The 17,701-nt window shown below is 67.1% G+C and carries 17 protein-coding genes; 1 reads left to right on the plus strand and 16 read right to left on the minus strand.

Going from position 1 to position 17,701, the window contains the following annotated elements; genetic code table 11:
- The 8 genes from N7333_RS06190 to selD all read right to left on the minus strand — a co-directional run.
- A partial coding sequence (locus N7333_RS06190; protein ID WP_279858582.1) for a DUF3488 and transglutaminase-like domain-containing protein occupies positions 1–1,751 on the minus strand: 1,751 nt, incomplete at its 3' end.
- Entirely contained in the window at positions 1,748–2,704 is a 957-nt protein-coding gene (locus tag N7333_RS06195; RefSeq protein ID WP_279858584.1) for a DUF58 domain-containing protein, read from the minus strand. The genes N7333_RS06195 and N7333_RS06190, both read right to left, overlap by 4 nt.
- Entirely contained in the window at positions 2,704–3,621 is a 918-nt protein-coding gene (locus N7333_RS06200) for an AAA family ATPase (protein ID WP_003240746.1), read from the minus strand. The genes N7333_RS06195 and N7333_RS06200 overlap by 1 nt, the downstream gene beginning before the upstream one ends.
- Positions 3,622–3,716: 95 nt before the next feature.
- Positions 3,717–5,684 carry a methyl-accepting chemotaxis protein gene (locus tag N7333_RS06205; protein WP_279858585.1) on the minus strand — a complete coding sequence of 656 codons (1,968 nt, stop codon included), beginning with the start codon at positions 5,682–5,684 and terminating at the stop codon, positions 3,717–3,719.
- Positions 5,685–5,805: 121 nt separating this feature from the next.
- Entirely contained in the window at positions 5,806–6,411 is a 606-nt protein-coding gene (locus N7333_RS06210) for a flavin reductase family protein (RefSeq protein ID WP_012018758.1), read from the minus strand.
- The gene (locus tag N7333_RS06215) at positions 6,411–6,689 is read right to left on the minus strand and encodes a hypothetical protein (protein ID WP_003240752.1); all 279 of its coding nucleotides are present in this window, start codon (positions 6,687–6,689) and stop codon (positions 6,411–6,413) included. The genes N7333_RS06210 and N7333_RS06215 overlap by 1 nt, the downstream gene beginning before the upstream one ends.
- 40 nt (positions 6,690–6,729) lie before the next feature.
- The gene (gene mnmH / locus N7333_RS06220; protein WP_279858586.1) at positions 6,730–7,851 is read right to left on the minus strand and encodes a tRNA 2-selenouridine(34) synthase MnmH; all 1,122 of its coding nucleotides are present in this window, start codon (positions 7,849–7,851) and stop codon (positions 6,730–6,732) included.
- Complete coding sequence (gene selD, locus N7333_RS06225; protein WP_096826583.1) at positions 7,851–8,885, minus strand: selenide, water dikinase SelD; 1,035 nt, start codon at positions 8,883–8,885, stop codon at positions 7,851–7,853. The genes mnmH and selD overlap by 1 nt, the downstream gene beginning before the upstream one ends.
- A gap of 102 nt (positions 8,886–8,987) precedes the next feature.
- On the opposite strand from selD, the gene N7333_RS06230 reads away from it, so the two are divergent.
- The gene (locus N7333_RS06230; protein WP_003240765.1) at positions 8,988–9,998 is read left to right on the plus strand and encodes a patatin-like phospholipase family protein; all 1,011 of its coding nucleotides are present in this window, start codon (positions 8,988–8,990) and stop codon (positions 9,996–9,998) included.
- Between the two features lie 6 nt (positions 9,999–10,004).
- Here N7333_RS06230 and N7333_RS06235 read toward each other — a convergent pair whose 3' ends face one another.
- The 8 genes from N7333_RS06235 to N7333_RS06270 form a co-directional block, all read right to left on the minus strand.
- Positions 10,005–11,093: an AI-2E family transporter gene (locus N7333_RS06235; protein WP_003240767.1), complete on the minus strand. Its 1,089-nt coding sequence runs from the start codon at positions 11,091–11,093 to the stop codon at positions 10,005–10,007.
- Between the two features lie 74 nt (positions 11,094–11,167).
- A complete protein-coding gene (locus tag N7333_RS06240; RefSeq protein WP_003240769.1) occupies positions 11,168–11,971 on the minus strand; it encodes a DUF4892 domain-containing protein in 804 nt (267 codons plus the stop codon).
- Between the two features lie 155 nt (positions 11,972–12,126).
- Entirely contained in the window at positions 12,127–12,990 is an 864-nt protein-coding gene (locus N7333_RS06245; protein WP_279858587.1) for an alpha/beta hydrolase, read from the minus strand.
- Entirely contained in the window at positions 12,987–13,790 is an 804-nt protein-coding gene (locus tag N7333_RS06250; protein WP_129483613.1) for an alpha/beta hydrolase, read from the minus strand. The genes N7333_RS06245 and N7333_RS06250 overlap by 4 nt, the downstream gene beginning before the upstream one ends.
- Before the next feature lie 99 nt (positions 13,791–13,889).
- On the minus strand, positions 13,890–14,522 hold the full coding sequence (locus N7333_RS06255) for a LysE family transporter (protein ID WP_129483614.1): 633 nt from the start codon (positions 14,520–14,522) through the stop codon (positions 13,890–13,892).
- A 41-nt stretch (positions 14,523–14,563) separates the two neighbouring features.
- Complete coding sequence (locus N7333_RS06260; RefSeq protein ID WP_129483615.1) at positions 14,564–15,367, minus strand: AraC family transcriptional regulator; 804 nt, start codon at positions 15,365–15,367, stop codon at positions 14,564–14,566.
- A gap of 58 nt (positions 15,368–15,425) precedes the next feature.
- Positions 15,426–15,869 carry a hotdog fold thioesterase gene (locus N7333_RS06265; protein ID WP_003240781.1) on the minus strand — a complete coding sequence of 148 codons (444 nt, stop codon included), beginning with the start codon at positions 15,867–15,869 and terminating at the stop codon, positions 15,426–15,428.
- A 55-nt stretch (positions 15,870–15,924) separates the two neighbouring features.
- Entirely contained in the window at positions 15,925–17,592 is a 1,668-nt protein-coding gene (locus N7333_RS06270) for an AMP-binding protein (RefSeq protein ID WP_012018762.1), read from the minus strand.
- Positions 17,593–17,701 lie beyond the last annotated feature (109 nt).

Below are 17,701 nucleotides of genomic sequence, written 5' to 3' on the forward strand. Positions count from 1 at the left end.
AAGGCCTGGCGTTGCGGGTCCGCCCGCTGCTGCCAGGGCTTGAGCAGCCACAGCGCGAGCAAGCCGATCAGTAAGGTCCCGCTGCCCACCAGCGCCAAGGCCAGGCGCTGCCAGTCGAGGCTGCCGAACCAGTTGTGCAGCAGCTTCAGCTGCTGCTCGCCCTGATAACCGAGCACCCAGCGCTGCCAGCCGTAATTGAGGTTCTCCCAGCCCAGACGCAGCTGGTTGAGCCAGGCCAGTTCGCGGTATCGCAGCGGCGAGAACGGCTGATCGTCGAGAAAGCCGTCTTCTTCGCCCAATGCGTCTTCCAGCCCCAGCTCGATACGCTGCGGCGCCACCTGATAGGTGGGGTCGACGCTGCGCCAGCCCTGCTCGGGCAGCCAGTACTCCACCCAGGCATGGGCGTCGAACTGACGCACCTGGATATAGTTGCCGCCGGGATTGAGCTCGCCGCCCTGGTAACCGGTCACCACACGCGCGGGAATGCCGGCGGCGCGCAGCACGAAGGTCATGGCGCCGGCGTAGTGCGCGCAAAATCCACGGCGGGTGTCGAACAGGAATTCGTCGATGCTGTCGCGTCCCAGCGGCTGCGGACGCAGGGTGTAGACGTAGGGTTCGCGATTGAAATGCTGCAGCAGCGCGGCGACCAGCGCCTCGGCCTGCGGGTGCTCGCGCTGCAGTTCGGCCGCCCAGGCTCGGCTGCGCGGGTCGCCCTGCTCGGGCAGCTGCAGCGCGCGGCGCAGTGCAGGCGGCTCGGCATCCGCCTCACGCAGCGCCTGCGGCCAGGAGCGCGCCTGATAGAGCAAGGGGCGATCCACCGGGCGCCGCCGTTGCCAGCGGAAGTCGGTCATCATGCGGCTTTCGTTCTGCGCCACCTCGCCGACATCCAGGGCGAACAGCCAGGGCTTGCCGCTGGGCTGCATGACGATGCTGTAATCCAGCGGCTCGCCCGCCTTGCGCCATTGCGGCGCCGACGGCAATTCGGCGTAGTTGGACTGCGACCAGCGCCGGCCATCGAAACGCTCCAGCGTCAGCGCCCGCCAGTACAGCTGATCGCGCGGTGGCACCGGCCCTTCGAAGCTGGCACGAAAGGCCAGGGCCGAGGAGCGGCTCAGCTCGGCGATATCCGCCGGCTCCATGCTGTCCGACAGGCCGGTCACGCCCTTGTCGCTGGGCATCGGCAGCGACCACAGCGGCCCCATGCGCGGAAAGAACACGAACAGCAGCAGCATCAGCGGCAAGGCCTGCAACAGCAGACCGCCGGCCAGGCGCAGAGTGGGCCAGGGGCGTTCGGCGAAGCCACTGTGCTGCAGGCCCACCAGCGCGGCGAGCAGCGCCGTCACCGGCAACAGGCTGTACAGCGCCGCGACGATGCCGTCCTCGAACAGGTAGGCGGTCACCACGCAGAAGAAGCCGAGGAAGATCAGCACCAGCGCATCACGCCGGGTCCGCATTTCCAGCAGCTTGAGGATGAAGGTGGCGATCAGCAGGACCACCGCGGCGTCGAGACCGACCAGCGTCCCTCGCGACAGCAGGACACCCGCCAGCACCACCAGCATCAGGCCACCCTTGGCCCAGCCGTTGGGATAGCGCGCACGCATGCGGAAGATCTGCACGCGCCAGCCGGCAGCGCCCAGCCAGAGGGCGATCACCCACAGCGGCAAATGCAGCAGGTGCGGCAGGATCACCAGCAGCTGGGCCACCAGCAGCCAGGTCAGGGCGATACGCGGAATGCCCGGCAATGCGCTCATGAACGCTCTCCGAACAGTGCCAGGGCACGCAGGCAGGCGTCGCGATGGCCTTCGCCCTGGTCCGGGGCGATGACCTGCCCCGGCAGCTGCAGGCCGAAGGGCTGCTGCCGCTCGGACAGCTGCAACACCCAGTGGCACAGCAGTGACAGGCGCATTTCGCTGTCGCCGCCCAGGCTGTCGTAATCCAGCCACAGGTCGCGCCCGCTGAGCATGGCGAAGTCCTTCACCAGCAGGCCCTGGCCGCGGGAATAGGCCTTCCAGTCCAGGCGCCGCTTGGAGTCCCCTGGCTGGTAATCACGCAGGCCCTGAAAATCGTCGGCGCCCCGCCCGCGCGCGCGCATGCCCTCCTCCTCGTCCTCGGCGCCCAGGCCGGCAGACAGCGGCAGGTCACCCTCCAGCGGGCGCGGGTAGATCAGCAGAGCCTGATCCAGATCGACCCAGCTCCAGGCCACCAGCAGCCCCAGGGGGAAGCGACTCTCGACGCGCAAACGTCCGGGCCGCAGCCAGCCGCGCCGCACGGCCGGCAGGCTCAGGTCCACCTCGGCCTGACCCAGGCGCGGTACGTCGCGCAGCATCAGCTCGTTCGGCGGCCAGCCCAGCGCCACGGCCTGATGCTCGCGCTCACGGCTTTCCAGGCGCACGCGAAAGCGCGCCTGCTCGCCGACGAACACCGCACCGCCGCCACCAGCCTTGAGCACCAGCCCGGCCAGGTTGCGATAGGTATGCAGGATGGCGACGACGAACACCGACATCAGCAGGAACGTCAGGCCATAGGCCAGACTGTTCTGGTAGTTGATGCCCACCAGCAGCATCAGCAGCAGGGCCACGGCGAAGGCCGCGCCCACCCGGCTGGGCAGAATGAAGATGCGCCGCTGATTCAGGCGCACGCTGGCCGCCGGAGGAATGCGCCTGGCCAGCCAGCGTCCCCACAACGGTTTGAGCGCGGCGCGCATCAGAGTGCCGGCACTTCGCGCAGCAGCCACTGCACCAGGCTGCCGCCGCCATGGCCGGTGGGATCGGCGCGCTCGCGCAGGCGATGGCCGACCACCGATGGCAGTACCGCCTGCACATCCTCAGGGATGACATAGTCGCGCTCGGCCAACAGCGCCCAGGCCCTGGCGGCAGCCAGCAGCGCCAGGCTGGCGCGCGGCGACAGGCCCCAGGCGAACTGCGGCTGACTGCGCGTCGCCTCCACCAGGCGCAGCACGTAATCGACCAGCGCATCGCTGGCGCGCACCTTGGGCACCTCCGCCTGCAGACGGGCCAGTTCGGCGTGGTCGAGAATCGGCTCGATGCGCGGCAGCAGATCGCGCCGCGCATCGCCCAGCAGCAACGCGCGCTCGGCGGCCTGCGCCGGATAGCCCAGCGACAGGCGCATGAGGAAGCGATCGAGCTGCGATTCCGGCAGGGCGAAGGTGCCGCCACTGCTGACCGGGTTCTGCGTGGCGATGACGAAGAACGGTTCCGGCAGCGGCCGGGTCGCGCCCTCGATGGTCACCTGGCCCTCCTCCATGGCCTCGAGCAGCGCGCTCTGGCTTTTCGGCGTGGCGCGATTGATCTCGTCCGCCAACACCAGCTCGGCGAAGATCGGCCCGGGGTGAAAGACGAACTGCCCGGTGTCCTTGTCGAACACCGAGGTGCCGAGAATGTCGCCGGGCAACAGGTCGGAGGTGAACTGGATGCGCTGGAAGCTCAGCCCCAGCACGCGCGCCAGGGCGTGGCTCAAGGTGGTCTTGCCCATGCCGGGCAGGTCTTCGATCAGCAGGTGACCGCGCGCCAGCAGACAGGTGAGCGCCAGACGCACCTGCGCCTCCTTGCCCAGCAGGATCTGATTGACCGAGTCCAGGCAGGCATCGAGTTTACTTCGCATCATCGGCTCCTTATGCAGAACGCCGATGCTACTGGGCCACTCGGGTGCGGCATAGCTCCATGCAAACTTTGCTGACGAAACTGTGAGGACAACCGCTATGTCAGCCGGAAATGCCCGGCCATGCCCTGCAGCTCGCGCCCCAGCTCGGCCAGCTCGATGCTCGAGGCCGCGGTCTGATCCATCGCGGTGGCCGACTGGTCGGCGATATCGCGGATGGAGGTGACACTGCGGTTGATTTCCTCGGCCACTGCCGTCTGCTGCTCGGCGGCTGCGGCGATCTGCTGATTCATCTCGAAGATCTGCGCCACCGCCTCGGCGATGGCGGTCAGCGCCCCTTCGGTCTGGTTGGCGTCGGCCACCGTCAGGCTCACCAGGCTCTCGCTTTGCTCCATGTCCGCGACTGCACGGCGACTGCCCTCGCGCAGGGCGGCGATCAGCGCCTCGATCTCCGCGGTGGATTGCTGCGTACGCTTGGCCAATGCCCGAACCTCGTCGGCCACCACGGCGAAACCGCGTCCCTGCTCACCGGCACGCGCCGCTTCGATGGCGGCATTGAGCGCCAGCAGGTTGGTCTGCTCGGCCACGCTCTTGATCACCTCCAGCACCGCATCGATGCGCTGGGTGTCCTGGCTCAGACGCTGGATGCTGGCGGTGGTGGCATTCATCGCCTGCGCCAGTTGCTCGATGCGCTGCAGGGTCTGGCGCACCACCTGGCTGCCGGTATCGACACGCCGGTCGGCCTGCGCGGTGGAGGCCGCGGCGGCCTCGGCATTGCGCGCCACCTCATGCACGGTGGCGGTCATCTGGCTCATGGCCGTGGCGACCTGGTCGGTTTCCAGCTTCTGTCCGTTGACACCCTGGCGAGTCTGCTCCGCGGTGCTCGACAAGGATTGCGCCGAGTTGGAAATCTGCGCCACCCCGCCCTGCAGGCGGCCGACCATGTCGCGCAGGTTGCCGGCCATGGCCTGCATGGCGGCGAGCAACTGCCCGATCTCGTCGCGCCGGTCGACCTCGATATGGGTGCTCAGATCGCCACTGGCAATGCGCTCGGCCAGAGCGATCACGCGCTTGAGCGGGCGCACGATGGCCAAGCTGATCGTCACTGCCGCGCCCAGCCCGAACAGCAGGGCCAGCGCCGCCGCCAACATGATCAGACCGCTGCTGGCCTGACGCTCGGCCTGCATGGCCCTGCGCTGAGCAGCCAGCGCCTGCTCGACCTGGGCCAGGAGCCGCTCGACCTGCGCCACCAGTTGCACGTAGACCTGCTTCTGCTGCTGCAACTGGCCGGCGTATTCCCTGAGGCGCTCGTTGAAGGAGTCGACATTGACCACCACCTCGCCGAGCACCGCGGCGTAGCCGGGGTCATCCAGCGTATCGCGCAATTCCGCGGCCAGCGCCTGCGCCTGGCCGGCCTGGGCGATCTCGGCCTGCTCGCCGGCATCCTCCCGACGGCTGGCCTCCAGTCGCTGCCGCGCCTGATCCAGCGCCTGCAACAGCAGCTGGTGAATCTTGCCGACCTGCCCGGCCTGCAACACCGCCTCGCCGCCCTGTTCGCCCTGGCTGCGCTTGAGCAGCTCGACCCCATCCTCGGCCAGCCCTTCCTGCAGCAGGTCGAGGCTGTTGGCAGCGCTGACCACCAGCCAGTCGGCGGCCTGCAGCGACAGCTGCATGGTGTCGGTCAGGTCGACGTAACGAGCAAAGGCCGTGCGGTACTCGGCCAGCGCCGGCTCGACCTGCGCGAGGGCAGCGGCGGTTTCGGCATCCAGTACTTCCTGCAGCGCCGCAGCGGCCTGCACGATGGCCTCGGCCTGCTCGGAGAGGCGTTCGGCATGCTGCTTGTCGCCGCTCGAGGCAAAGGCCAGCTCGCTATGGCGCATGCGCAGCACCTGCTCGCCCAGAGCGCTCATGCGCTGCTGCACTTCGGCGCCGGCGCTGACTTCACGCAACGCCAGCAGGCCGGTCACGGCCATCAGAGCGGTCAGACCGAGCACCAGCGCAAAACCCAGCATCAACTTGCTGGCCGTACTGAGACTGGCCAAGCGATTCGCCAACGAGCCACCCATGACATTCCCCTGCCTACTGCTCCCCGAATTCTGGAACATAGGAGTGCGGCGGTGCTGGCGACAAGCCAGCAAAGGCCAGGATGGCCGGAACAGTTAACTGGAGGTCGTTTTCAGAACGCGTTTAGGGGCGTTGCATCTGGAACAGCTCGCTGGTTCGGCAATAGGCACTGCCACCGAGCCGGCCGACCAGATCGAGCTTGAGCGGATCGAGACGGCCCTGCTCGCTCAGTACGGCTTCGTCGATATGCGCCAGCACCACCTCGGCGAAGATCAGGTGGCAGGTGGGACGCTGCGCCGGATAGGGCTGGATCTGCGCCACGCGGCATTCGAAGGTCACAGGCGCGCCGGCAACCCGCGGCACGTCGATGCGCTCGCATGGCAGGCTGGCGATGTCGCAGTGGGCGAACTCGCTGACCTCGTGCGGCAATATGGCCGCACTGGCGTTCATCGCCTCGACCTGGGCGAAGCTGACCAGCTGAATCGCCAGCTCACCGCTGGCCTGGGCATTGCGCAGGGTGTCCTTGAGGCTGCCGTCGTCGCGGGTGTTGACGTTGACCAGCAGGGTCGGCGGGCTGTCACTGATCACCTGGAAGAAACTGAACGGCGCCAGATTGGCCACCCCGCTCGGGGAGCGGGTGGAGACCCAGGCGATCGGCCGCGGTGTGATGCTGGCAGCCAACCAACGGTATGCCTCCAGCGGGCTCAGCGTGGCGAAGTCGAGCTGCATCAACGCCCCGCTCGCGATTCACGGATGTAGAAGCGTGCCCGCTCCGCCTTGCTGGTGCAGCCTTCGTAGGCTTCGAACTGCTGCTGCGTCTTGGCCGCGGTCAAAAGCGACAGCGCCTTGGAGTAGCTCACGGTACCGGCGAAGCCTTCGGCCTCGGCGATGCTCAGCTCCTTCCAGGCTGCGTCCAGCTGATTGGCGCAGGTTTCGCGGTAAACGGTCTTGCCGGCGCAGCCGGTCAGCACCAAGGCCAGCAGCGGCAAACAGATCCAGTGTTTCATCGACCACACTCCTCGAACGGATATGACTACGGATTGAAGCTTAGGACGCCGGTGCCTCGGGAAAGTGCCCGCTTCGCTGGCGCAGGTACTCCACCACCGCCTGCTGCTCGCCGGCGAACTCGATGCGTCCGGCCTTGCTCTCGCGCTGGAATACGTACATGGGATCGTAGTACTCCACCAGCAGGGCTTCGATCCAGCCGCGATGGGTATCGACCTGGCCGTCGCGCGCCTGCTCCTCCAGCGCCTGATCCATGATCGCCGCCAGCCGCTGATAACGCTCGCCGCCAAGACGCCGGGTGATATTGGCCAGACTTTCGCGCAGGCGTGCGGCGAAGGCGGCGAAACCGGCCTCTGCCCCCTCCACCGCGACGAACTCGGCGCACAGCTCGACCACGTAGGCCTGCAGGATGCGCTCGACGCGATCGCCCAGGCTGTCCTCCAGCCAGACCAGCGGATAGTGCTGCATGCCCTGATAGAGCGGCAGCGGCAAGGAGCAACGACCGATCAGACGCGCCTCGTCCTCCAGAACGAACTGTCGCTGCCCGGCGGCACGGCGCTTGAGCAGGTCGATGGCCAGGGCATTCTCGAAATCGATCTGCGCCGGCTGCCCACTGGCGCGCTTGCCGAAGCTGGAGCCGCGATGGTTGGCATGCGCCTCCAGATCCACGGCGTTGTGCAGCTGGGCGAGCACCTCGGTCTTGCCGGTGCCGGTCATGCCGCCGACCAGGACGAAATCGCACTCGGCCACCGACTGCTCGGTGGTCTCCAGGAGAAAGCCGCGCATGGCCTTGTAGCCCCCGATCACCCGCGGGTAATCGATGCCCGCCTCGCTTTTCAGCCATTGCTGCACGATCTGCGAGCGCAGGCCACCGCGAAAGCAGTACAGGTAGCCATCGGGATTGGCCTTGGCAAAGCTCGCCCAGGCCTCGATGCGTTCGGTCTTGGTACGGCCGCTGACCAGCTGATGCCCGAACTCGATGGCGGCCTGCTGGCCGTGCTGCTTGTAGCAGGTGCCGACCTTCTGCCGCTCGATGTCGTTCATCAGCGGCAGGTTGATGACGCCGGGAAAGGCTCCCTTGTGAAATTCCACCGGCGCGCGGGCATCCATCATCGGCCGGTCGTTGAGAAAGAGATCGCGGTAATCGGTGCAGTTCTCGCGCATCAGAGCACCTCGACCGCGTAGCGCTGTCGCTCGACCATCTCACCGATGGGCGCCAGGCTCAGCCCCAGCTCGGCGGCCACGGCGAGGAACTCGGCCTCGCCTTCCGGCGCCACGGCGATCAGCAGGCCACCGCTGGTCTGCGGGTCGCACAGCAGCAGCTTGGCCAGCTCCGGCAGCGGCGCGATCTTCTCGCCGTAGCTGTCGAAGTTGCGCAGCGTACCGCCGGGTACGCAGCCCTGCTCCAGGTAATGCTCGACGCTGGCCAGACGCGGCACCCTGGCGAACTCGACGCGCGCGCTGAGGCCGCTGCCGTCGGCCATCTCCACCAGATGGCCGAGCAGGCCGAAACCGGTCACGTCGGTCATCGCCCTGACCCCGGCCAGCTTGCCGAAACGGCTGCCAGGCTTGTTCAGGGTGCACATCCAGTCACGCGCCAGGCCGACGTCCTCGCTGCGCAGTTTGGCCTTCTTCTCGGCGGTGGTGAGAATGCCGATGCCCAGCGGCTTGGTCAGGTACAGCCTGCAGCCGGCCGTGGCGGTGTCGTTGCGTTTCATGTCGGCCTTGCTCACCAGGCCGGTCACGGCCAGGCCGAAGATCGGCTCGGGCGCGTCGATGGAGTGCCCCCCGGCCAGCGGGATGCCGGCCTCGTCGCACACCGCGCGACCGCCGCGGATCACTTCGCGGGCAACTTCCGGCGCCAGCACATTGACCGGCCAGCCAAGAATGGCGATGGCCATCAGCGGATCGCCGCCCATGGCGTAGATGTCGCTGATGGCATTGGTGGCGGCGATACGGCCGAAATCATAGGGATCGTCGACGATGGGCATGAAGAAATCGGTGGTCGAGACCACCCCGCGTTCCTCGTCGATGGCGTAGACCGCGGCATCGTCGCGCGAGGCGTTGCCTACCCACAGGCGCGGGTCGAGATTCTGCGCGCCGCTGCCGGCGAGAATCACCTCCAGCACCTTGGGGGAAATCTTGCAGCCGCAACCGGCGCCATGGCTGTACTGGGTCAAACGGATTGGCTCGCTCATGTCTCTCTCTTGCATCGACGACTGGCGGCGGATTCTAGCAAAGACCGCCTTGGCGCAGCGCCTTTGCGCGAGTAAGGTCGAAGCATCGTGGGGGGAATTGCTATGAGCAAGAAAGTGGCGCTGGTGCTGGGCTCGGGGGGCGCGCGCGGCTACGCCCATATCGGCGTGATCGAGGAACTGCAGGCGCGCGGCTATGAAATCGGCTGCATCGCCGGCTGCTCGATGGGCGCGGTGGTCGGCGGCATCTTCGCCGCCGGCAAGCTGCGCGAGTACCGCGAATGGACCGAAAGCCTGGATTACCTGGACGTGCTGCGCCTGCTGGACGTCAGCTTCCGCCTCGGCGCCATCCGCGGCGAGCGGGTGTTCGGGCGTATCCACGACATCGTCGGCGAGATCAATATCGAGGATCTGTCGATCCCCTTCACCGCGGTGGCCACCGACCTCACCAACCAGCAGGAAATCTGGTTCCAGGAAGGCTGCCTGCATCAGGCCATGCGCGCCTCGGCGGCGATTCCCAGCCTGTTCACCCCGGTGGTGCAGGGCAAGCGCATGCTGGTCGACGGCGGCCTGCTCAACCCGCTGCCGATCGTGCCGGTGGTATCCAGCCACTGCGACCTGATCATCGCGGTCAACCTCAACGCCACCAACCAGAATCACTACCAGTTGCCGGTGATCGAACGGCCGGCGGCGCTCAAGGGCCGCATCGATCAGTTGATGAGCAGCCTCGGCTCGCGCCTGCCCAACTTCCGCCGCAAGGGCGAGGACGATGCCCTGCTGCTGGCCGAGGAGCAGCAGCGCGCCGATGCCGTCAGCCCGGCTGCCGCGCCGAGCCGCGCCTGGGAGGATGAGGCGGCGCCGAAGTCCGCCAGTGGCTCGCGGGTGGCCGAGCTCACCGGCCCGGCCTCGCTGCTGGAACTGGTCAACCAGAGCTTCGAGGTGATGCAGACCTCGCTGGCGCAGTACAAGATCGCCGGCTATCCGCCGGACGTGCTGATCAACGTGCCCAAGCGGGCGTGCCGTTTCTTCGAGTTCTACAAGGCGCCGGAGCTGATCATGCTGGGTCGGCAGATCGCCCGCGACACCCTGGACAGGTACGAGCGCGAACGCGGCTGAGCAGCCTCAGCCGCGCGCCTCCTCGCCCGGCAACGGCTTGTTCACCACCTCCTCGGCCGGCGGCGCCTTGTCCGCCACCCAGTCGCTGAGCAGGCTGTAGGCCACTGCCAGCAGGGTCGGGCCAAGGAACAGCCCCATGAAACCGAACGCCAGCAGGCCGCCGAACACGCCGAGCAGCACCACCACCAGCGGCAGGTTGCCGCCGCGGCTGATCAGGTAAGGCTTGAGAATGTTGTCCACGCCGCTGATGACGAACATGCCCCAGACGCCGAGGAACAGGGCGAAGCCGTAGTCGCCCTGCCACACCAGCCAGGCGGTGGCGGGAATCCACACCAGCGGCGGGCCCATCGGCACCAGGCTGAGGACGAAGGTGAGAATGCCCAGCACGATCGCCCCCGGCACCCCGGCGATCCAGAAGCCGATCAGCGCCAGCAGGCCCTGGGCGGCGGCCGTACCGATCACCCCGTTGACCACGCGCTGCACGGTGCCGGCCACCAGTTCCAGGTAGTGGTCGGCGCGCTCACCGATCAGGCGCTCCAGCAGGCCGTGAACGAACACCGCCAGACGCGGGCCGTCACGGTAGAAGAAGAACACCAGCACCAGGCTCAGGCCCAGCTCCAGCATGCCGCCGCCGAGTTGCGCGCTACGCGCCAGCAGCCAGTTGCCGACCTGGCCGAGATAGGGCCGCAGGGAGGCGAAGAAGGCCGCGCCCTGCTGGTCGATGGTCATCCACAGTGCAGCCAGCCGCTCGCCCACCAGCGGCAGACCTGTCAGCCAGGCCGGCGGTGGCGGCAAGCCTTCGACCTGCAGATCCTTGATCAGCGCGTTGGCGTCCTTGATGTGATCGGCCAGGTTGAAGCCCAGCCAGATCAGCGGCCCCGCCACCAGGATCACCCAGCCGCAGGTGAGGATGCCCGCCGCCAGCGACAGACGCCCCTTGAGCAGTTGGGTCAACAGACGCATCAGCGGCCAGCTGGCGAAAGCCAGCACCGCAGCCCAGAACAGCGCGGACCAGAACGGCGCCAGCACCCAGAGGCTGGCAGCCAGCAGACCGAGCAGGAGAATCTGCACCAGCAGACGATCATTTGTGGCCATGAATCGAGACTCCCTTCGACAGAACGACAAAGCGCCCATGACGGGCGCTCTGAATAACCGATGCACGTTGAAGCTTAACGCAACAAACGCACCGTCAGGGCATCATCCTGACCTTCGCCCAGTTCCAGGCGCGCCTCGCGAACGCGTTGCGCGATCAAGGCCTCGCGCCAGTCCTGCGCCTGGCTGCCGGAGAGCGTGACGCGCAGGGTGCTGTCCAGATTCAGGCTGCGTGCCAGGACTTCGGCCCAGGCACTGTCGGCCCGGACCTCGGCCGGCAGCTGCAGCTGGCCGTCGGTGCGCAGCTGGCGCAGCAACGTCGCCGGCGTCGGCAGCAGCTCACCCAGCGGCGCGCCGGCATCCAGCTGCTCGACATGCAGATAGGCGCGGCGATTGCCGCGGGTGATGCTGTACAGGGCCAGCAGGCTCTCGTGATTCGGTTCGGCCAGACGCAGCAGCGCGTAGGCCTGCTGATCGTCCGAGCCATACAACGTGGCGTTGCCGAACACCGCGTTGGCCCACAGGTTGCTGGCGCCGCACTCGCGCCCCTGGCACCAGTACAGCAGCTCGGCGCCCTGCTCCAGCAAGGCCTCGCGCGAGGCATTGAACACCTGGTCGGCGCTGTGGGTGCGCGGCAGCTCGTAGGTCACCGCGCTGTGACGTCCCTGCACCAGAATCTCCCGCTCGTAACGCAGCCGCCCGCTGATGCGGCGAATCGAGCCCTGCGGGTAGATGCGCTCGATGTCGGGCGCCTCCCTGAAGGCGACGATATGGCTGGCGGGAAACCGCGGCAGTACCTCGAGATCGCGGCTGCCGGGCACATCGGCCGCCAGCACGCCAGCGCTGCACAGCATGGCGCCCAGCAGAGGAAACAGCCTCATACGCGCCCTCATCGAGTCGACATCGGTTGGCAGGCGGGCAGCGGGCCCGAGACGGCAAGCCCGGAAAGGGAACAGGGGGTGACGAGATTGAGCGGGTCGATCATGCGATCCTCCATGGCAGACCGCCACACCTTTCCCCAGGTGCCGCCGGCAAGTCAAGGCAAGCGCAAGAATGGATTGAAACAATCCGCTACACGTTGTGCGCCGGCCTCATCGTCCAGGTGCAGATGGTGACCGCCCGGCAGTCGGTGGACCTGGAACGGCAACTCTGCCAGCAGCGCCTGCACGGCCGGCTGTGCGCCCATCATGCCCTGCTCCGCCAGCACCAGGCTGACCGGACATTGCAGCGCCCGCAGGAAGGCCTGGGCATGCGCCCAGCTCAGGCGCAGGGGCGAAGGCAGCGTCAGACGGCTATCGGTACGCCAGGTGTAACCGCCGGGCACCGGCATCAGTCCGCGTTGCGCCAGCAACTCGGCGGCCTCCTGGCTCACCGCGCCAACACCTTTCATGCGCGCCTGCACCGCACGCGCCATTTCGGCATAGACCGGTTTGCGCTTGTGATTCAGGGCAAGCTTGGCACGCAGCGCCTCGCCGAGTTTCTCCGGAGCCTGCTCGGCTTCGCCGGTAAAGGGCACCAGGCCGTCGATCAGAGCCAGACGCGCCACCCGCTCGGGCATGGCGCCAGCCAGCAGCACCGCCGTGATCGCCCCCATGGAATGCCCCAGGATGGAAAAGCGCGACCAGCCGAACTGCTCGGCGACCTGCAGCACATCGTAGGCGTAGTCCCACAAGGCATAGCCGGCGCCCGCCGGGCGATGCTCGGAATGGCCATGCCCGGCGAAATCCAGGGCGACGATACGCACGCCTTCGAGCTTCGGTGCAAGGCGCGCGAAGCTGGCCGCGTTGTCCAGCCAGCCGTGCAGTGCCAGCAGCGGCTGGCCGTCTTCCGGGCCGTACAGGTGCGCCGCCAGTTCGATATGCGGCAGGCTCAGGCGGACTTCCTCGAACCCCTTGCTCATGCACTCGCCTCCTGAGCGCCGGCCCAGCGACTGAACAGCTGGCGCAGCAGCTCGGCGGTGGCCTGGGGACGCTCCAGCGGAAACATGTGGCCGCCCGGCAGGTGGTGATATTCCGCGCGCGGCATGCGCCGCAGCAAACGGGCATGATGCGGCAGCACCACGCGGCTGTGGCGGCCGCGCACCATGGCCAGCGGCACTGCCAGCTGCTGCGGTCGCCCCGGCGCGGTGTGCGGCACGCTGCGATAGATGCTGATCTCGGTGGCCGGATCGAAACGCAGGCGCAGGCCCTGCTCGGCCGGCCGCAGACCGTGGTGCACATAGGCGTCGAGGCATTCGGGGTCGAAACGGCGGAACAGGCTCTTGCCGGCGAAATAGTTACGTGCTTCGACCGGATCGCTGAACGCCTCGCGCCGTCCCAGGGTACGCCCGGCCGGCGTGATGCGGTCGATGAAGCCAAAGCGCTTGGCGGCGCGGATCACCATGCGGTCGGCCAGGGTCAGTACCGGCGAGTCGAGCATCACCACGCCGCGGTACAGCTCGGGGCGGAGCAAGGCCGCGTGGTAGTGCAGCACGCCACCGAGGGAATGACCGACGCCCCAGACCGGCTCGTCGCCGCCTTCCAGGTGGTGGATCAGTTCGGCGACCAGGTTCGCCCAGTTGTCGTCCACGGGAAAGCGCGGATCGTGGCCATGCTGCTCCAGATGGCGTACCTGATAGTCCGGCGCCAGGGCGGCGAACAGCTTGCTGTAGGTGGCCGAGGGAAAGCCGTTGGCATGAGCGAAGAAGATCGGCTGCGACATGCGTCGAACTCGAAAAGGCGAATACCCCGAGATTCTCCGGCAGCCGCCGGCGCGCGGCAATGACCGTAACTGCCATTGATGGCGGCGCAATGGTCAGGGCTATAACAGAAGCCTGCCGACGATGCTCAGCGCCACCAGCAGAAACACCATGCCGCAGACGAAGTCGATGGTCGGCGCCACCTGCAGCAGGCGCTGACGCATCAGCGGCCGACTCAGGGTCAGCCCCAGCAGGCTGAACCAGAACAGGCTCAGGACGAACAGCAGCGCGGCGCAGGCCACCTTGCCGGGCAGCGACATGTCGGCCGGCACCAGGCTGCTGAGCAGGGCGAGGAAGAACACCAGCGCCTTGGGGTTGCCCAGATTGGTGAATACGCCGCGCAACCAGGGACCGAACAGCGACGGCGCCAGTTCGCCATCCAGACGCCTGGGGCCGGCACTGCCCCGCCACCAGGCCCGCACCGCGCCGACACCCAGCCAGCCCAGATAGAGCGCGCCGCCGACCTGCACCAGATCGAACAGCCACTGGGTACGGCTGAGCAGCAAGGCCACGCCGCTGAGCACCAGCGTGCCATGCAGAAGAATGCCGCAGGCCAGCCCCAGGGCGCTGAGCAGACCCGCACGCTGGCCCTGATGCAGGGCGGTTCGCACCACCAGCGCCACATCGGGGCCGGGGCTGATAAGGGCCACCGCGAACACGGCAGCCAGCGACAGCAAGACGGACGTCTCCTGCATGGTGATCTCCAGGAAATGGATAAGAGGGATGTGCGGCTGAATCAGCCCTGGCGCAGGCGCGCCGGAGGCAGACCGTAGGTGCGGCGGAACAGCCGGGAGAAATGCGCCTGGTCATAGAACCCCAGGCGCAGTGCGATCTCGCTCAGGGGCTCCCCTGCCAGCACCAGCGGCAACGCTCGCTGCAGGCGCAGCTGGGTGAGCCACTGATGCGGCGGCAAGCCGGTGTGCTGGCGGAAGCGGCGCAATGCCTGCCAGGGGCTCATGGCGCAGAAGGTGGCGATCTCCTCCAGCGAGGGCGGAGCGTCCAGACGGCTTTCCAGCCAGTCGCGCAGGCGCTGCCAGGTGCGCGGGTCGAAGACCCGATCCGCCTCGCTGACGCGCAAGGTCGAGCCCATCTCCAGCAGATGGGCCAGCGCCTGCCAGAGAGACTCTTCCTGCGCCAGACGTGACCCGCCCAACATCGCCGCATGAAAACGCTGCAGATGCTGCGACAGCGCGGGATGGCGCAAACTGCTGCAGGTCAGTCTCGGTGCCCCCTGACGCCCGTCACTCAGGGTACGACTGGCCTCGTCCAGCCAGAAGGGATCGAAGGCCATCACCCGGATGCGATAGCTCTGCCCCTCCAGGCAGGCGCCGTCATGAATCCCTTCCGGCGCCATCAGCAGCACGTCCCCTGCCCCGACATGCCGACGCTCGCCGCCATAGGCGTAGCGATGCTGCCCCTGGATCAGCAGGCCGACGTGGTACTCCAGGTGAAAGTGCCGGGGAAAGGCGAAGCGGCTGTACTGCGCGTCGATCAGACGAACGCCGGGCAGGCTGCTCTGGATGTGAGTGATCTGGTCCATGGCGCCTACTGTAGCGCCATGAACCGGGCAAATCTTGGATGAAATTGCAGGCAGAAACTCAAAGCTTCGGCGGCTGCTCGCCCAGCGGCACTATGGCCATGGTCAGGCGCGAGATGCAGCTGGGCTTGCCGTCATCGCCACTGAGGCGGATGTCCCAGACATGGGTGGTACGGCCCAGGTGCACGGGCCGCGCCACCGCATGCACACGCCCGCTGCGCAGGCCGCGCAGGTGGTTGGCGTTGACCTCGAGGCCCACGCAATAGAAGCGGCTGCTGTCGATGCACAGGTAGCTGGCGGTGGAGCCCAGCGTTTCCGCCAGCACCACCGAGGCGCCGCCATGCAGCAGGCCATAGGGTTGGTGGGTACGCGCATCGACCACCATGCTGGCGCTGAGCGACTGGTCGTCGAAGGTTTCGAAACGGATGTCCAGCACCTCGCCGATGCTGTTTCTGAGGGTGGCGTTGAGCGCCTCGATGTCGGGAGTTCGTTGCCAGAGAGCCATGGACCTTTCCTTGTGCGGAGGGAAAACAGGGCCGGCGGCGCCGGCCCGGCGCTGCTCAATCGTGCCAGAGCACCACTTCGCTGCGCTGCTGCCATTCGGCGAAACGCTCGCCGTAGGTACCTTCGATCACGGCGCGCTTGATCTTCAGCGTGGGTGTGAGAAAGCCATTTTCCACCGCCCAGACCTCGCGGACCAGCACCAGCCCCTGCAGACGCTCATGATGATCGAGGCGGTCATTGACCTGCTCCACCAGCGCCTTGAGGCTGCTCTCCAGCTCGGCACGACCGTCGTTGGCCGCTTCCTGGCGCCCCACGTCGGACAGCACGCACAGCGCGATCGGCTGGGGCAAGCCGTCGCCCACCACGCAGACCTGCTCGATGCGCGAATGCTCGCCGATGCGGTTCTCGATCGGCGCCGGCGCCACGTACTTGCCCTTGCTGGTCTTGAAGATTTCCTTGATCCGTCCGGTCAGACGCAGATTGCCTTCGGCGTCCTGCTCGCCCTTGTCGCCGGTGCGCAGGAAGCCGTCGGCGGTCAGCGCCTCGGCGGTCTTGACCGGGTCCTTGTAGTAGCCCTGCATGGTGGCGCCACTGCGCACCTGCACCTCGCCATCCTCGGCGATACGCACCTCGACACCGGGGTTGTTCTGGCCGATCCAGCCCTGCTTGAACTTGCCGGGCCGGCAGACATGGGAGTAACCGCAGTTCTCGGTCATGCCATAGACCTCCTGGATCTCCATGCCCAGGCGCCGGTACCAGTTAAGCAACGCCTCGGGCACCGGGGCGGCGCCGGACAGCGCATAGCGAATGGCGTCCAGCCCGAGGCCGGCCAGCACCTTGCGCCCGACGATGCGGCCGATGATCGGCAGCTTGAGCAGACGGTCGAGCTTGTGCGCCGGCATCTTGCCGTACACCCCCATCTGGAACTTGGTCCAGATCCGCGGCACGCCGAACATGACCGTCGGCCGGGCACGCTTGAGGTCGTCGAGGAAGGTGTCCAGGCTTTCGGCGAAAAAGATCGTCTGCCCGGCATACAGCGACGCCAGCTCGACGAACATGCGCTCGGCCACGTGGCACAACGGCAGATACGAGATCAGGCGGTCATCCTCGCCCACGCCGAACAGCGCGATGGCGTTGCTGGCGGCGAAGCCGAAGTTGGAGAAGTTGTGCATCACCCCTTTCGGCGCACCGGTGGTGCCGGAGGTGTAGATGATGGTGGCCAGCTGATCGGCCGCGGGCTTGGGGTCGTCCTGGATCGGCGCGCAGCGCTGCAGATCGTCCCAGCTGAAGTCGAACTGGCCCTGAGGATGCAGCGGCAGGCTGACGGTCGGCAGCCCTTGTGGCAGCCCCGGGGCCATGGCCTGCCAGTCGTCGAGCTTGCCGATGAATGCCAGCGCCGCCTCGGAATGCTCCAGCACCTGCCGCATGGAGTCGGCGGTCAGGTTGGGATAGAGCGGCACCGATACGTGGCCGGCCATCCAGATCGCCAGGTCGGCGATGATCCAGTGCGCGCAGTTCTTCGAGACGATGGCGATACGGCTGCCCTGCGGCAATTCGCGGCTACGCAGCCAGTTGGCGGCTCGGCGCGCCTGCTCCCCCACATCGCCCCAGCTCAGCTCCAGCAGCTTTCCGCCGCCCAGGGGTTGCACCATGTAGCGTTTGTTCGGGTGCCTTGCTTCACGTTCGTAGAACAGCTCGAGCGGCAAACGGATTGCATCAGCCACAGGGCTTCCTCCTTTGTTGTTTTTGTAGGAATCGACCAAGCACTTGCTTGGTCGACTATTCCACGCAGACAGGGGAGGTGCAAGTTAAGAAATGTTTCCTCGGCAGCCC

It is taken from the genome of Pseudomonas sp. GD04158 (genome assembly GCF_029834875.1).
GTDB lineage: Bacteria > Pseudomonadota > Gammaproteobacteria > Pseudomonadales > Pseudomonadaceae > Aquipseudomonas > Aquipseudomonas hydrolytica.

Coding starts and splice junctions, on each gene's coding strand:
- N7333_RS06200 (WP_003240746.1), bottom strand. CDS start 3,621: ATGCGAAGTAAACTCGATGCCTGCCTGGACTCGGTCAATCAGATCCTG.
- N7333_RS06255 (WP_129483614.1), bottom strand. CDS start 14,522: ATGCAGGAGACGTCCGTCTTGCTGTCGCTGGCTGCCGTGTTCGCGGTG.
- N7333_RS06250 (WP_129483613.1), bottom strand. CDS start 13,790: ATGTCGCAGCCGATCTTCTTCGCTCATGCCAACGGCTTTCCCTCGGCC.
- N7333_RS06215 (WP_003240752.1), bottom strand. CDS start 6,689: ATGAAACACTGGATCTGTTTGCCGCTGCTGGCCTTGGTGCTGACCGGC.
- mnmH (WP_279858586.1), bottom strand. CDS start 7,851: ATGCGCGAGAACTGCACCGATTACCGCGATCTCTTTCTCAACGACCGG.
- N7333_RS06195 (WP_279858584.1), bottom strand. CDS start 2,704: ATGCGCGCCGCGCTCAAACCGTTGTGGGGACGCTGGCTGGCCAGGCGC.
- N7333_RS06265 (WP_003240781.1), bottom strand. CDS start 15,869: ATGGCTCTCTGGCAACGAACTCCCGACATCGAGGCGCTCAACGCCACC.
- N7333_RS06205 (WP_279858585.1), bottom strand. CDS start 5,684: ATGGGTGGCTCGTTGGCGAATCGCTTGGCCAGTCTCAGTACGGCCAGC.
- N7333_RS06235 (WP_003240767.1), bottom strand. CDS start 11,093: ATGGCCACAAATGATCGTCTGCTGGTGCAGATTCTCCTGCTCGGTCTG.
- N7333_RS06245 (WP_279858587.1), bottom strand. CDS start 12,990: ATGAGCAAGGGGTTCGAGGAAGTCCGCCTGAGCCTGCCGCATATCGAA.
- N7333_RS06230 (WP_003240765.1), top strand. CDS start 8,988: ATGAGCAAGAAAGTGGCGCTGGTGCTGGGCTCGGGGGGCGCGCGCGGC.
- N7333_RS06260 (WP_129483615.1), bottom strand. CDS start 15,367: ATGGACCAGATCACTCACATCCAGAGCAGCCTGCCCGGCGTTCGTCTG.
- N7333_RS06210 (WP_012018758.1), bottom strand. CDS start 6,411: ATGCAGCTCGACTTCGCCACGCTGAGCCCGCTGGAGGCATACCGTTGG.
- N7333_RS06240 (WP_003240769.1), bottom strand. CDS start 11,971: ATGAGGCTGTTTCCTCTGCTGGGCGCCATGCTGTGCAGCGCTGGCGTG.
- selD (WP_096826583.1), bottom strand. CDS start 8,885: ATGAGCGAGCCAATCCGTTTGACCCAGTACAGCCATGGCGCCGGTTGC.